Source organism: Achromobacter aegrifaciens (assembly GCF_902859735.1).
GTDB classification, from domain to species: Bacteria; Pseudomonadota; Gammaproteobacteria; order Burkholderiales; family Burkholderiaceae_B; genus Achromobacter; species Achromobacter aegrifaciens.
This window is the reverse complement of sequence record NZ_CADIJY010000001.1, coordinates 1,196,201-1,209,393: the sequence shown is the minus strand read 5'-3', so window position 1 is coordinate 1,209,393 and position 13,193 is coordinate 1,196,201. Positions and strand designations below refer to the sequence as shown.

Here is a 13,193-nt window from a genome sequence, read left to right as displayed (position 1 = left end):
CGACATATCGTCGCACCCTGGAACCTTGCAGCAAGCCCCTGCCCCCCTAGGAAAACCCTGTATCTGCTCCCCTTGGGGCGGAATCCTCCCAGGCAATGCGACCATTCGTCGCATGCTTGACCCATATCAAGCCGATAGGATGGACGTTGCTGCCTAGCAGCATTCCAGTCTGCTGCTATGCAGCATTTTCCACCTTCCATCCAAGGCTGTACGTGAAACACCCCCTCCTTGCGACCCTTACGCGCATTCTCAGCGTCGGCGCGGTCATGCTGCTTGGCGGCTGCAACATGGAAATCCTCTCCCCCAAGGGAGATATTGGCATCCAGGAAAGGACTTTGCTGTTCACGACGACCGGGCTCATGCTCATCGTCGTGATTCCGGTCATCGTCATGATCCTGGTTTTTGCCTGGAAATACCGCGCATCCAACACCAAAGCTGACTACCAGCCCAAGTGGGCCCACTCCACGGCGATCGAAATCGTGGTCTGGACCGTCCCTTGTATCATCGTGGCCATCCTGGCCGTGATCACCTGGCGCTCGACGCACGCGCTGGATCCCTACAAGCCGCTCGTGTCCGAACACAAGCCGGTGACCATCGAGGTGGTTTCGCTGGATTGGAAGTGGCTGTTCATCTACCCCGAGTACGACATCGCCACGGTCAACGAGATCGCCTTCCCGGTCGATGTTCCGGTCAATTTCCGGATCACCTCGGCCACGGTCATGAACTCGTTCTTCATCCCCCAGCTGGGCAGCCAGATCTACTCGATGGCCGGCATGGAGACCAAGCTGCACCTGAACGCGCGCGAAGCCGGCACCTACGCCGGCATCTCGGCCAACTACAGCGGCGCCGGCTTCTCCGGCATGCGCTTCAAGGCCATCGCGATGTCCCAGGACGGGTTCGACAACTGGGTCAAGGAAGCCAAGGCTGCCCCGACCGCGCTGACCCCCGAGGTCTATGCAGAGCTGACCAAGCGCAGCGAGCACAACCCGGTCGTCAAGTACTCCTCGGCGCCCCCCGCCATGTTTGATTTCATTCTTGGCAGCACCATGACCAAGATGGCCGGCGTGGACTCCGCCACGTGCACCCCCACGTCGAACAATCTGATCGCAGGAATTAACTAACAATGCTCGGGAAACTCACCCTCGAGGCCATTCCGTACCATGAACCCATCGTCATGGTTACGCTGGCCGCCGTGTGCCTGGGAGGCCTAGCGGTCTTCGGCGCCATCACCTACTTCCAGAAGTGGAAGTACCTCTGGACGGAATGGCTGACCACCGTCGACCACAAGCGCATTGGCGTGATGTACATCATCGTCGCCCTGATCATGCTGCTGCGCGGCTTCGCCGACGCCATCATGATGCGTACCCAGCTGGCGGTCGCATCCGCCGACTCGGCCGGCTTCCTGCCGCCGCATCACTACGACCAGATCTTCACCGCCCACGGCGTCATCATGATTTTCTTCATGGCGATGCCCTTCATCACCGGGCTGATGAACCTCGTGGTGCCGCTGCAGATCGGCGCCCGCGACGTGGCGTACCCGTTCCTGAACTCGCTGAGCTTCTGGCTGTTCGGCGCCGGCGTCGCGCTGATGATGATCTCGCTGTTCGTGGGTGAATTCGCCGCGACCGGCTGGCTCGCCTATCCGCCGCTCTCCGGACTGGACTACAGCCCGAGCGTGGGGGTGGACTACTACATCTGGGCACTGCAGATATCCGGGCTGGGCACCACGCTTAGCGGCATCAACTTCATCGTGACCATCCTGCGCATGCGCGCGCCGGGCATGAGCCTGATGAAGATGCCGATCTTCACCTGGACCTCGCTGGTCACCAACGTCCTGATCGTCGCCGCCTTCCCCGTGCTGGCTGCAACGCTCGCGCTGCTGACGATGGACCGCTACCTGGGCACGCACTTCTTCACGAACGACATGGGCGGCAACGTCATGATGTACGTGAACCTGATCTGGATCTGGGGCCACCCCGAGGTCTACATCCTGGTGCTGCCGGCGTTTGGCGTGTATTCGGAAATCGTCGCCACCTTCGCCCGCAAGACCCTGTTCGGCTACAAGTCCATGGTCTACGCCACGGCCGCCATCGGCGTGCTGTCGTTCCTGGTCTGGCTGCACCACTTCTTCACCATGGGCGCGGGAGCCAACGTCAATGCCTTCTTCGGCATAGCGACAATGATCATCTCGATCCCGACGGGCGCGAAGATCTTCAACTGGCTGTTCACCATCTACCGCGGCCGCCTGCGCATCACCACGCCGGTGCTGTGGACGCTGGGCTTCATGATCGTGTTCGTCATCGGCGGCATGACCGGCGTGATGCTGGCCATCCCCGGCGTGTCCTTCGTGCTGCACAACAGCCTGTTCCTGATCGCCCACTTCCACAACACCATCATCGGTGGCGTGGTGTTCGGCTGCATTGCCGGCATGACCTACTGGTTCCCCAAGGCCTTCGGCTTCAAGCTGAATGAGCGCCTGGGCCGCTACTCGTTCTACTGCTGGTTCGTCGGCTTCTTCCTGGCCTTCATGCCCCTGTACATCCTGGGCTTCAAGGGCATGACGCGTCGCCTGAACCACTACGACAACCCCGAATGGCAGCCGTACCTGCTGGTCGCCCTGGCTGGCGCCGCGCTGATCATGCTGGGCATCTGGTTCCTGCTGCAGCAAGTGTTCGTCTCGATCCGCCAGCGCAAGCAGAACCAGGACATCACGGGCGACCCCTGGGATGGCCGCACGCTGGAATGGGCCATCTCTTCGCCCGCTCCTTTCTACAACTTCGCCCACGTGCCGCACGTTGACTCGCTGGACCAGTTCTGGGAAGACAAGCAGAACGGCAAGGCCTACAAGCGCCCGGCCAAGTACGAAGACATCCACATGCCGAAGAACACCGCCGCCGGCGTATTCATCGGTGCCTTTGGCCTGGTCATGTGCTTCGCGCTGATCTGGCACATCTGGTGGCTGTCCATCGTCGGTTTCGTCGGCATGATCGGTTCGTTCATCGTCCGCGCCTATGACCGCGACGTCGACTACTGGGTCCCGGCCGCGGAAGTCGAACGCATCGAAAACGCTCACTTTGACAAAATGCAGAAGGCCGCCTGAGCCATGATTCAAGCCGTAGCCACTCACCCCCACGCGGGTCACGACGATCACGCGCATCATGACGATGGATCCAAGACCGTATTCGGTTTCTGGGTCTATCTGATGAGCGACTTGCTGATCTTCTCGGTGCTGTTCGCCACGTTCGCGGTGTTGTTCAACGCCACCGCGGGCGGCCCGACGGGCAAGGAACTGTTCGATCTGAAGTTCGTGCTGGTCGAAACGCTGTTGCTGCTGTTCTCCAGCTTCACTTTCGGCATGGCCAACCTGAACGTGCACGCCAACAACAAGAGCCGCGCAATGGGCTGGTTGATGGTGACGTTCCTGTTCGGCGCGGGCTTCATCGCGATGGAAGTCTATGAATTCCATCACCTGATCTCGATCGGCGCCGGCCCGGGCCGTAGCGCGTACCTGTCGGCATTCTTCACGCTGATCGGCACGCACGGCCTGCACGTCACCTTCGGCCTGATCTGGATCATCGTCCTGCTGGACATGATCCGCCGCCATGGCCTGGACTCGATCAACAAGCGTCGTCTGGCGTGCCTGAGCCTGTTCTGGCACTTCCTGGACATCGTCTGGATCTGCGTCTTCACCTTCGTCTATCTCATGGGAGCCATCTGATGTCGCACTCCGCTGCGGCCGCACACGGCCACGACGATCACGCCGCCGACCACGGCAGCCTGAAGTCCTACATCATCGGTTTCGTGCTTTCGCTGCTTCTCACCTTCGGCTCCTTCGGCCTGGTGATGAACGGCGGACTGTCCCACGCCATCACCATCGCCGGCGTGGTTGCGCTGTGCGTGCTCCAGTTGCTGGTGCAACTGGTGTACTTCCTGCACATGGGCGCATCGAAGTCGGCCCGCGACAACCTGGCCACGTTTGTCTTCACCGTAATGATCATCGCCATCATCGTCGGCGGTTCGGCATGGGTGCTGTACAACATGAACGTCAACATGGGCCACGCCATGTAATGACGGCTTGCCGTTGAAGCAAAGACAGGCGCCTGCGGGCGCCTGTTTTTTTGTGCGCCGGCCTGTGGGGCCAGCCTTGCGGCCAGGCAAGGATTGCGGAGGCATTTCGTTATATATTCAACACCATAACGATTTAATTAACAGTTTAATTACTGCTCCTGGCCCAACCATGCACGTCGTTTCCATCGCCTCCGCAGCCCCCCCGGCCGACAGCGCCGGTCCCACCTTGCGGTTCGCCGGCGCGCTGCTGCGCCATGCGCCGCCCGGTCATCCCGACGCGGGATTCTTCGCCACGGTCATCGGCAAGAGCCTGGCCTGCGGGGACCTGGGACGCTGCGGCCTGTCATCCCGGGAACTGGAAGGCCTGATCGCGCGCCTCTTTCCCGGCGCGCTGACGGGCCATGACCCCGCGCTCGCCGCCTTGCGCGAGCAAGCCGCCATCTACCCGGCCCGCGCCATGGATGCGGCTCAAACCGAATTCACGCGCCTGCTGCGCGCGCTGCTGGACACCTGGGCCGCTCCCGGCGCGGGGACCACGCCCTGGGTCAGCAGCGTGCTGACCCAGGCCTGTCTGCGGCCCGACCATCTGTGGCGGGACCTGGGTTTGTCCGGCCGCGAGGACGTGACTTTCCTGCTGGCGCGCCACTATCCGGGACTGGTGGTGCGCAATGTGCGCAACCTGCGCTGGAAGCAGTTCCTGGCCTATTCCGCCTGTGAACAGGCGGGCCTGCCGCCGACCGCCGCACCGGGCTGTCCGGCCTGCGAGGACCATGGCTTCTGCTATCCGGAAATGCCCGACTGAAGCCCGGCTTCAGAACCGGTACGTGGCGCCCAGGCCCGCTCCCAGGCTGCGCCCTGCCGCCGGTTCGTAGTAGCGCCCATTGGTCTCGTTGACGATCACGGAGCCGGCGTAGCGGCGGTCAAACAGGTTGTCCACGCGCCCATAGGCGTTCAGTTCCCAGGCCCCCGCCTTGAACACATAGCCCGCGCTCAATGCGGCCACGAAGTAGGCGGGCGCATCGCCGTCGTTGGCGTCGTTCACGTAGATCTTGCTGAGGAAACGCCCTTCCACCGTGGCCTGCCAGCCCTCGGGCGGCGTCCAGGCCAGCGAGGCGAAGGCGGCCTGGGCTGCGATGCCGGGGATCTTGTTGCCGGCGCGGATGTCGCCGGGTCCGTCATCGGCGTAACGCGCATTCAGCCATGTATAGGCGAACTGCGCACGGCCGTGACGGGCGAATTCGCCGGACCAGCCCAGTTCCACGCCGTCGCGCCGCGTGCGGCCGGCGTTCTGGTACGTGGTTCTTCCGCCCGAGCTGCCCGCGGACACGATTTCATCGTCGGTGCCGGTATGGAACACCGCGGCCGTCAGCAGGCCGCCAGCCAGGTTGGCCTTTACGCCCGCTTCCAGGTTGGTGCTGAGCGCGGGCGCCAGCCCGAAATTCAGGCCGGGCTGGCCGCCGGGCCGATACGAGATCTCGTTGAGCGTCGGCGTCTCGAAGCCCCGGCCATATGAAGCGTAGAAGCTCAGGCCGGCGTTCGGCGCATAGCGGATGGCCGCCACCGGCAATGCCTTGCGATAGCGCGCGTCGCCGCTGTCGTCGGCATTGCCCGGCGCGATGTAGTGGTCGCTGGAATCGAAGCTGACGGTGCTATAGCGCAGGCCCGCATCCAGCGTCCAGCGTTGCGACACCTGCCAGGAAGCCTGCAGATAAGGATCGGCGTTGTAGACGGTATTGGTTTCGTCGCGCCGCAGCGCCCCCTGCACGCCCAGTTGGCGGCTGGCGCCCGTGCCGGTGTAGTTCTGGTAGCCCTTGCGGTCTTCGCGCATGGAATCGTAGGCAAAGCCGCCGATCAGGGTCAGCGGCCGGCCTGCCATCGCCAGCTCGGAGGTCCAGCGCAGGTCCGCGCCGCCGTACTGGCGCTTCAGGTCGATGACCCCGCCGGCCTGGGTGGGCGCCATCTGCGCGGCAGGGGGAATCGCCTGGTACTGCGTGGTATCGCGCTGGCCGTAATAGACCATCACCCGCAAGCTATTGCGGCTATCGACCTGGCGCTCGTAGATCGCGCCGCCCTGGGTCTGCCTGACCGTCTTGCGGGTGTCGTACTGCTCGGCCAACGGCGCCGCGCGCGGGTCGTCCTGGAACTGTTGATAGGTCAGGCCCAGCGGATCCTGCGCCTTGAGGTCCACGCTGTTGGCCACGAGGGTCAGCCGGCTGGCGTCGTCCAGCTGCAGGCCAAGCTTGGCGTTGCCCAGGTTCTTGCGGGCGGCGCTGTGGTCGCGGTAGCCGTCGGTGGTGAAGCGGGTCAGGTCCAGCACGTAGTCCAGTCCGCCGCTGGCGCCATTGGCGCGGGCGCCGTAGCGCCAGGTGCCATAGCTGGCGCCCCAGCCGCTGGCCGTGAGCGACGGCGGCGCCACGCCATCCTCGGTCGACACCTGGATCACGCCGCCCGAGGAATTGCCGTACAGCGCTGAAAACGGCCCCCGCAGCACTTCGACGCTGCCGATGGAGCCTATGTCGATGTTCGAGGTCTGTCCCTGGCCGTCCGGCATGGTGGCCGGAATGCCGTCCACGTACAGCCGCACGCCGCGCACGCCGAAGGTGGAACGCGCGCCAAAGCCGCGGCTGGAGATCTGCAAATCCTGCGCGTAGTTCTGGCGGTTCTGGATCTGCAGGCCGGGCACGCCGGCCAGGCCCTCCGACAGGTTGACGCCCGGCTGCTGCAGGCGCATGGCCGCGCCCTCCACCACATTGACCGAAGCGGGCGTGTCCAGCACCGCGGTGCCCAGGCGCGTGCCGGTCACCACTACCGCAGGCAAGAGCGGCTCAGCCTCCTGGGCCCAGGCAGTTCCGGCCGGAAACGACGCCAGCAGGCCATGCACGGCCCAATGCCCCACCCCCGTACGCCACCATCGCCGCTGCGTCAAACACGCCTCCTGTAGGGGCCGCGGCGGGAATCGGTTCTAATACCCGCCATGGATAACTTGCAAGACATCGAACGCCGCCTGCTGGAGCTGGAGGTCAAGGCCAGCTTCTCGGACGACATGCTGGAACAGCTCAACCAGATCATCGTGCGCCAGCAACAGCAGATAGACCGGCTGATGCGCGAAGTGGCCGACCTGCGACAGCAGGCGCCCGAGGGCGGCGCGCCCTTCCGCAGCCTGCGCGACGAAATACCGCCGCACTACTGACGCTGCGCCTGCGGTACTGGCGGCGCATCCACGCTGCCCTTCTCTCCAAGCCCCCAAACCGCATGGAATCGCCGTATTCCAGGCTTGCGCACGCCTGATAGTCCGTCCCCAGTTCCATCAATGGAAAATATATCCTAAGAAATTCGCTATCTTTCCACTGATGGGAATATCTTTTACCAATATACGGGTTTATCCCTAGTCCGATTCAGCGCACTATTGAGCCATCGGGAAACAGCAACGAACCAGACGGATAGGCCGCCGATTCGCTCCCAAAGCTCTTGAAATCGGAGATTTACCATGAAGACCCTCGCTACCGCTTTGATGATGTCCCTGGCCGCGCTAAGCGCCGGCGCCTACGCCGCCTCGCCCAACATCGAACCCAACAACGTCCCGTTCCAAGGCGTCTACGGCACCCCTTATGAAGGCCCGACCCGCGCCCAGGTGCAGGCTGAACTGGCCGCCGCCAAGGCTGCCGGCCAGATGGCTGAAGTGGAACCGAACAACGTGCCTTTCCAAGGCGTCTACGGCACGCCCCACACCGGCAAGACCCGCGCTGAAGTGCGCGCCGAACTGGCCGCCGCCCGCGCCGCCGGCCAGATGGCCGATGTGGAACCGAACAACGTGCCCTTCCAAGGCGTCTACCACGGCAACTAAGCGCACGCAGATTTACCCCTCCCCTTGTTGTACCTTGGCCGCCAGTGTCTGGCGGCTTTTTTTCGCCTGTGCGGAAAGCGCCGGCCGCGCTTCATATGGCGGGACGCTCCGGGCTCAAGTGTGGCCTCAGGGTAAAAACCGCGAGTTTCAACGCCCCCCGCAAAGCACTGTTCCATCCGTTCGCGTACTATCGCCCCAAGATCAGGCATAACACTACGACTCAACAGGGAGCCCATCTTGAAACACACCCGCGTTCTCGCCTCTTTGCTGGTGGCTTGCGGCATCGCCGCGCCGGCCTTTGCCGCGCCTCCGGTGATGCTGAACAATGCCATCATCACGCAGATCCCCAAGGCCGATCAGCCCTCCTTCCATGAAGCCGTGGCACAGTCGCTGAACAGCTCGGCCGACGGCCAGCGCACCCAGTGGAGCAGCACGCACCAGCCGCGCAAGGCGCCGCCCATCACGGTGCAGCTGACCCCCACGCAAACCAGCAAGGTCAAGGACGACCGCGTCTGCCGCTTCCTGGTTGGCGATTTCGCCCGCGGCGCCACCACGGAAAAATGGCAGTTCTGGTTCTGCAAGCAGCCGGACGGCACCTGGAAGGCCAGCAGCAACTAAGCGCGCCGGATTCCAGCGCCCGAGCGCATAAAAAACGCGCCGCTCCATCCCGGGATGGAGCGGCGCGTTTTTTCTCGCCTTGTCTGCGCGCCGCAACGGCGCGCAAGCAGGATCAGGCCGAGGCTTCGACGCGGTTGGCGTCCAGCACGGTCATCGCGGTCATGTTGATGATGCGGCGCACGGTGGAGCTGGAGGTCAGGATGTGCACCGGCGCGTTGGCGCCCAGCAGGAACGGACCCACTGCAACGTTGCCGCCAGCGGCGGTCTTCAACAGGTTGTAGGCGATGTTGCCCGAGTCCACGTTCGGGCACACCAGCAGGTTGGCCTCGCCCTTGAGCGAAGACGAAGGCAGGATGCGCATGCGCAGCGCTTCGTCCAGCGCGCAGTCGCCATGCATTTCACCGTCGATCTCGAGTTCCGGCGCGGCCTGGCGCACCAGTTCCAACGCGCGGCGCATCTTCGCGCCCGAGGCCGAACTGCCCGAACCGAAATTCGAGCGCGACAGCAGCGCGACCTTGGGCGCCAGGTTCATGCGGGCCATTTCCTGCGCCGCCATCACCGTGAACTCGGCGATCTGCTCGGCCGACGGTTCATCGTTGACGTGCGTGTCCACCAGCACCACCGTGCGCTCGTTGAGCAGCAGAATGTTCATGGCGGCATACACGTTGTGGCCGGGACGGCGGCCGATGACCTCGTCCACGAAGCGCAGGTGGTCGTGGTACGCGCCCACCGTGCCGCAGACCATGCCGTCGGCGTCGCCCAGGTGCACCATCATCGCGCCGATCAGGGTCAGGCGGCGGCGCATTTCCACGCGCGCCATTTCCTTGGTGATGCCGCGACGGCACATCAGTTCCCAGTACGTGGTCCAGTACTGGTGGAAGCGTTCGTCATATTCCGGGTTGGTGACTTCGACGTCCTCGCCCAGGCGCAGGCGCAGGCCGAACTTCTCGATGCGCGACAGCAGGACCGCGGGACGGCCCACCAGGATGGGACGGGCCAGGCCTTCATCGACGATCACCTGCACCGCGCGCAGCACGCGCTCGTCTTCGCCTTCCGTGAACACGATGCGAGACTTGCCGCCTTCGCGCACGATGCGCTTGGCCGCCGAGAACAGCGGCTTCATGAAGGCGCCCGAGTGGTACACGAACTGCTGCAGCTGCTCTTCGTAGGCTTCCAGGTCCGCCAGCGGACGCGTCGCCACGCCGCCTTCCATCGCGGCCTTGGCCACCGCCGGCGCAATGCGCACGATCAGGCGCGGATCGAAAGGCTTGGGGATCAGGTATTCAGGGCCGAACGAAATGTCGTAGGTGCCATAGGCCGCCGCCACGACTTCGTTCTGCTCTTCTTCCGCCAGCTCGGCGATGGCGTACACCGCCGCCTTTTCCATTTCACGGGTGATGGTGGTGGCGCCCACATCCAGCGCGCCGCGGAAAATGTACGGGAAGCAGAGCACGTTGTTGACCTGGTTCGGATAGTCCGAACGGCCGGTCGCCATGACCACGTCGTCGCGCACCGACTGCGCCACTTCCGGCAGGATCTCGGGCGTGGGGTTGGCCAGCGCCAGGATCAGCGGACGCGGACCCATGGCCGCGACCATTTCGGGCTTGAGCACGCCGCCCGCCGACAGGCCCAGGAACACGTCGGCGCCCTGGATCACTTCGGCCAGCTTGCGGGCGTCGGTCTTTTGCGCGAAGCGCGCCTTGTCCGGATCCATCAGCACCGTGCGGCCTTCATAGACCACGCCTTCGATGTCGGTGACCCAGACGTTTTCCAGCGGCAGGCCCAGGTCCACCATTAGATCCAGGCAGGCCAGCGCGGCGGCGCCTGCGCCCGAGGTCACCACCTTGACCTGCTTGATGTCCTTGCCCACGACCTTCAGGCCGTTGATGAAGGCGGCCGAAACGGTGATGGCCGTGCCGTGCTGGTCGTCGTGGAAGACGGGGATCTTCATGCGCTCGCGCAGCTTGCGCTCGACGGTAAAGCACTCCGGGGCCTTGATGTCTTCGAGGTTGATGCCGCCGAAGGTGGCTTCCAGGCCCGCGATGATCTCGACCAGTTTGTCCGGGTCGGTCTCGTTGATTTCGATGTCGTACACGTCCAGGCCGGCGAACTTCTTGAACAGCACCGCCTTGCCTTCCATCACCGGCTTGGAAGCCAATGCGCCGATGTTGCCCAGGCCCAGCACCGCGGTGCCGTTGGTGATCACGCCCACCAGGTTGCCGCGGCCGGTGTACCGGTACACATTGGCCGGATCGGCCACGATTTCTTCACAGGCCGCCGCCACGCCAGGCGAGTACGCCAGGGCCAGGTCGCGCTGGTTGACCAGCGGCTTGGACGCCACGACGGAGATCTTCCCCGGAGTGGGGAACTCGTGATAGTCCAGTGCTGCCTGGCGATCCGATTGCGTATTCATGGGGCTGAGCCTCCTAGTCTTGATATAGGAAAAATTCTAGGCTCCAATACATAAGCAGATCATTCAACTTTAATATCGTCCCATAATCTTTACCTTATGCACCGCCTATGACAGCCTTTGATCCGGACCTGGTTATCCGGAAACTGACCTCGCGGCTGAAGATGCGCCACCTGGTGCTGCTGCTGCAGATCGAGCAGCACGGCTCGCTGACCCGGGTGGCAGAGCACATGGCCACCAGCCAGCCAGCCGTGACCAATGCCCTGGCCGAACTGGAAAGCATGTTCGACGTGCCCCTGTTCGAACGCTCGGTGCGCGGCATGACGCCCACGCCGCTGGGAGCGGTGGTGCTGGCCCGCGCCCGCGCCCTGGTCCACGACCTGGGGCATCTGGTCCAGGAAATGGAGGCCGTGGCGGCCGGCCACGCCGCTCATCTGCACATCGGCGTCATCCCCTTCGTGTCCGGCCAGATGCTGTCGTCCGCCATCAGCCGCACCCTGCCCCAAGGCCGCCGCATCACCGCCACCATCCACGAAGGCCAGGGGCCGGCGCTGCTGCGCCAGCTGCGCGACCATACGCTGGACATGGTGGTGGGCTGGGCCACTCCCTCGGTGGACATGGACAACCTGGGCTTCGAGGTGCTGTACCACCAGCAGCCGCGCCTGATCGCCAGCCGCAGATTGGCGGCCCGCCTGGGCCGCTCGCGGCTGGAATGGAACCGGCTGGCCGACCTGGACTGGATCCTGGGCACGCCGGACAGCCCGATCCGCGAACAGGTGTCCGAGATCTTCCTGCGCGCCGGGCTGGCGCCCCCGACTCCGTCGGTGCAAAGCGATTCGTCCAAGCTGATCGGCGAAATGATCGTGGCCAGCGACCGCGCCGTCGCCATCCTGCCCGCAGACATCGCGGACGAGCTGGTGCGCATCGCCGGCGCCGCCATCGTGCCGTATTCCTTCGACTGGACCCTGCCGCCGATCGCGCTGTTCACGCGCGCCGAGGGCCTGCGCCGCAACGTCGACGCGCTGTTCGCCGCCGCGCTGCGCGAGGCCTACACCAAGGGCGCGCGCCTGCCCGCCTGATCCGCGCGCCAGGAAAATTGCCAACAAATGCAAATACGCTCGCGCCGCGGCGGCGCGCCCTCCTATACTTCCCGCGCCAAGCAACAAGCAGGAGGGCACGCAGTTTGTTCACACTTCCGCCTATCAACCCGGGCCGCGGCGCAATCGCCCTCCTCACCATCGCCGCGCTTGCCGGATTGTCCGGCTGCAATTCGCTGCTGAACGAAGGCACGGGCGCCGCGGCCGGTATCGCCGGCACCGCCATCGCCAACAAGGTCACTGACAACGCCACCGTCGCCACCGGCATCGGCCTGGGCGTGCAGGCCGGCGCCAAGGCCGCGCTGGCCTACGCCCAGCGCAAGACGCGCGGCGAAGAACAGGACGCCATCGCCATGGCCGCCGGCCCGCTGGCGGTGGGCAAGGTGGCCAACTGGCAGGTCAAGCACCAGTTGCCCATCGAAAGCGACGCGCAGGGCCAGGTCACGGTCAGCCGGCTGATCGGCGGCGTGAACCTGGAATGCAAGGAAGTGGTCTTCTCCATAGACACGCCGGCCGACAAGGCTGGCGCCGATCCGCAACGCGAGTTCTACGTCACCACCGTGTGCCGCGACGGCGAGCACTGGCGCTGGGCCAGCGCCGAGCCCGCCACGGCCCGCTGGGGCTCGCTGCAGTGAGGCGCGCCGCAAGCCTGCTGGCGCTGGCCGCCTGCCTGGGCCTGGCCGGCTGCCAGAGCTCCTCGATCGGCGGCGCGGCGGGCGCCGTGGTCGGCACCGTCAGCGGCGCAGCCACCGCCAATCCGGTGGCGGGCTACGCCATTGGCGTCACGGTCCAGGCGGCGGTGGATGCCACGGTGAAATACGTGCTGCGCGAGTGGAAGAACGACCAGCAGAACGTCATGGCCAACGCGGCGGGCGCCCTGCCCATCGGCCAGGTGCGCCAGTGGGAAATCCGCCAACCGCTGTCCATAGGCAACGAGCGCGGCGGCATCCAGGTGGTGCGCGACATCGCCACGCCGCTGACCCATTGCCGCGAGGTGCTGTTCACGGTGGAGCAGAAGGACGCACCCGCGCCCGCCTACTCCAGCATGATCTGCCAGCAGCCTGGCGGTCAGTGGAAGTGGGCCGCGGCCGAGCCCGCGGTGGCACGCTGGAACGGGCTGCAATAGCCTGAGCGCCGGGCCGCTGGCCTCTTGATC

General features: G+C 64.7%; 13 protein-coding genes. 11 read left to right on the top strand and 2 right to left on the bottom strand.

The genetic code is table 11. The annotated features are described in order from the left end of the window. Nucleotides 1–212 precede the first annotated feature (212 nt). From cyoA to HV766_RS05455, 5 genes are all read left to right on the top strand, one after another. Nucleotides 213–1,121: a ubiquinol oxidase subunit II gene (gene cyoA, locus HV766_RS05475; RefSeq protein ID WP_054451657.1), complete on the top strand. Its 909-nt coding sequence runs from the start codon at nucleotides 213–215 to the stop codon at nucleotides 1,119–1,121. Nucleotides 1,122–1,123: 2 nt separating this feature from the next. Then, nucleotides 1,124–3,100, top strand: a complete 1,977-nt coding sequence (cyoB, locus tag HV766_RS05470; protein WP_054451658.1) for a cytochrome o ubiquinol oxidase subunit I — start codon at nucleotides 1,124–1,126, stop codon at nucleotides 3,098–3,100. 3 nt (nucleotides 3,101–3,103) lie between these two features. Further along, the gene (gene cyoC / locus HV766_RS05465; RefSeq protein WP_042794897.1) at nucleotides 3,104–3,718 is read left to right on the top strand and encodes a cytochrome o ubiquinol oxidase subunit III; all 615 of its coding nucleotides are present in this window, start codon (nucleotides 3,104–3,106) and stop codon (nucleotides 3,716–3,718) included. Beyond that, nucleotides 3,718–4,068 (top strand): cytochrome o ubiquinol oxidase subunit IV, encoded by a 351-nt coding sequence (gene cyoD, locus HV766_RS05460; protein WP_054451659.1) that lies wholly within the window; start codon nucleotides 3,718–3,720, stop codon nucleotides 4,066–4,068. Before cyoC ends, cyoD begins: the two co-directional genes overlap by 1 nt. Before the next feature lie 169 nt (nucleotides 4,069–4,237). Continuing rightward, nucleotides 4,238–4,870: a nitrogen fixation protein NifQ gene (locus tag HV766_RS05455; RefSeq protein ID WP_175180715.1), complete on the top strand. Its 633-nt coding sequence runs from the start codon at nucleotides 4,238–4,240 to the stop codon at nucleotides 4,868–4,870. Nucleotides 4,871–4,879: 9 nt separating this feature from the next. Here HV766_RS05455 and HV766_RS05450 read toward each other — a convergent pair whose 3' ends face one another. Then, nucleotides 4,880–6,964, bottom strand: coding sequence for a TonB-dependent receptor (locus tag HV766_RS05450; RefSeq protein ID WP_175180776.1), 2,085 nt, complete (start codon nucleotides 6,962–6,964; stop codon nucleotides 4,880–4,882). A gap of 78 nt (nucleotides 6,965–7,042) precedes the next feature. On the opposite strand from HV766_RS05450, the gene HV766_RS05445 reads away from it, so the two are divergent. The 3 genes from HV766_RS05445 (at nucleotide 7,043) to HV766_RS05435 (ending at nucleotide 8,530) form a co-directional block, all read left to right on the top strand. After that, on the top strand, nucleotides 7,043–7,258 hold the full coding sequence (locus HV766_RS05445; RefSeq protein ID WP_059377677.1) for a SlyX family protein: 216 nt from the start codon (nucleotides 7,043–7,045) through the stop codon (nucleotides 7,256–7,258). 297 nt (nucleotides 7,259–7,555) lie between these two features. Beyond that, on the top strand, nucleotides 7,556–7,912 hold the full coding sequence (locus HV766_RS05440) for a DUF4148 domain-containing protein (RefSeq protein ID WP_054451663.1): 357 nt from the start codon (nucleotides 7,556–7,558) through the stop codon (nucleotides 7,910–7,912). Nucleotides 7,913–8,149: 237 nt separating this feature from the next. Further along, nucleotides 8,150–8,530, top strand: a complete 381-nt coding sequence (locus HV766_RS05435; RefSeq protein WP_054451664.1) for a hypothetical protein — start codon at nucleotides 8,150–8,152, stop codon at nucleotides 8,528–8,530. Nucleotides 8,531–8,642: 112 nt separating this feature from the next. Here HV766_RS05435 and HV766_RS05430 read toward each other — a convergent pair whose 3' ends face one another. Next, nucleotides 8,643–10,943 carry an NADP-dependent malic enzyme gene (locus HV766_RS05430; protein WP_054451665.1) on the bottom strand — a complete coding sequence of 767 codons (2,301 nt, stop codon included), beginning with the start codon at nucleotides 10,941–10,943 and terminating at the stop codon, nucleotides 8,643–8,645. Between the two features lie 107 nt (nucleotides 10,944–11,050). Here HV766_RS05430 and HV766_RS05425 point away from each other — a divergent pair, with 107 nt between their 5' ends. The 3 genes from HV766_RS05425 to HV766_RS05415 all read left to right on the top strand — a co-directional run bounded on the left by HV766_RS05425 (nucleotide 11,051) and on the right by HV766_RS05415 (nucleotide 13,163). Further along, on the top strand, nucleotides 11,051–12,019 hold the full coding sequence (locus HV766_RS05425; RefSeq protein WP_054451666.1) for a LysR substrate-binding domain-containing protein: 969 nt from the start codon (nucleotides 11,051–11,053) through the stop codon (nucleotides 12,017–12,019). Between the two features lie 104 nt (nucleotides 12,020–12,123). Continuing rightward, nucleotides 12,124–12,672: a hypothetical protein gene (locus tag HV766_RS05420; RefSeq protein ID WP_054451667.1), complete on the top strand. Its 549-nt coding sequence runs from the start codon at nucleotides 12,124–12,126 to the stop codon at nucleotides 12,670–12,672. Then, entirely contained in the window at nucleotides 12,669–13,163 is a 495-nt protein-coding gene (locus HV766_RS05415; protein ID WP_119451074.1) for a hypothetical protein, read from the top strand. Before HV766_RS05420 ends, HV766_RS05415 begins: the two co-directional genes overlap by 4 nt. The last annotated feature ends 30 nt before the right edge of the window (nucleotides 13,164–13,193 follow it).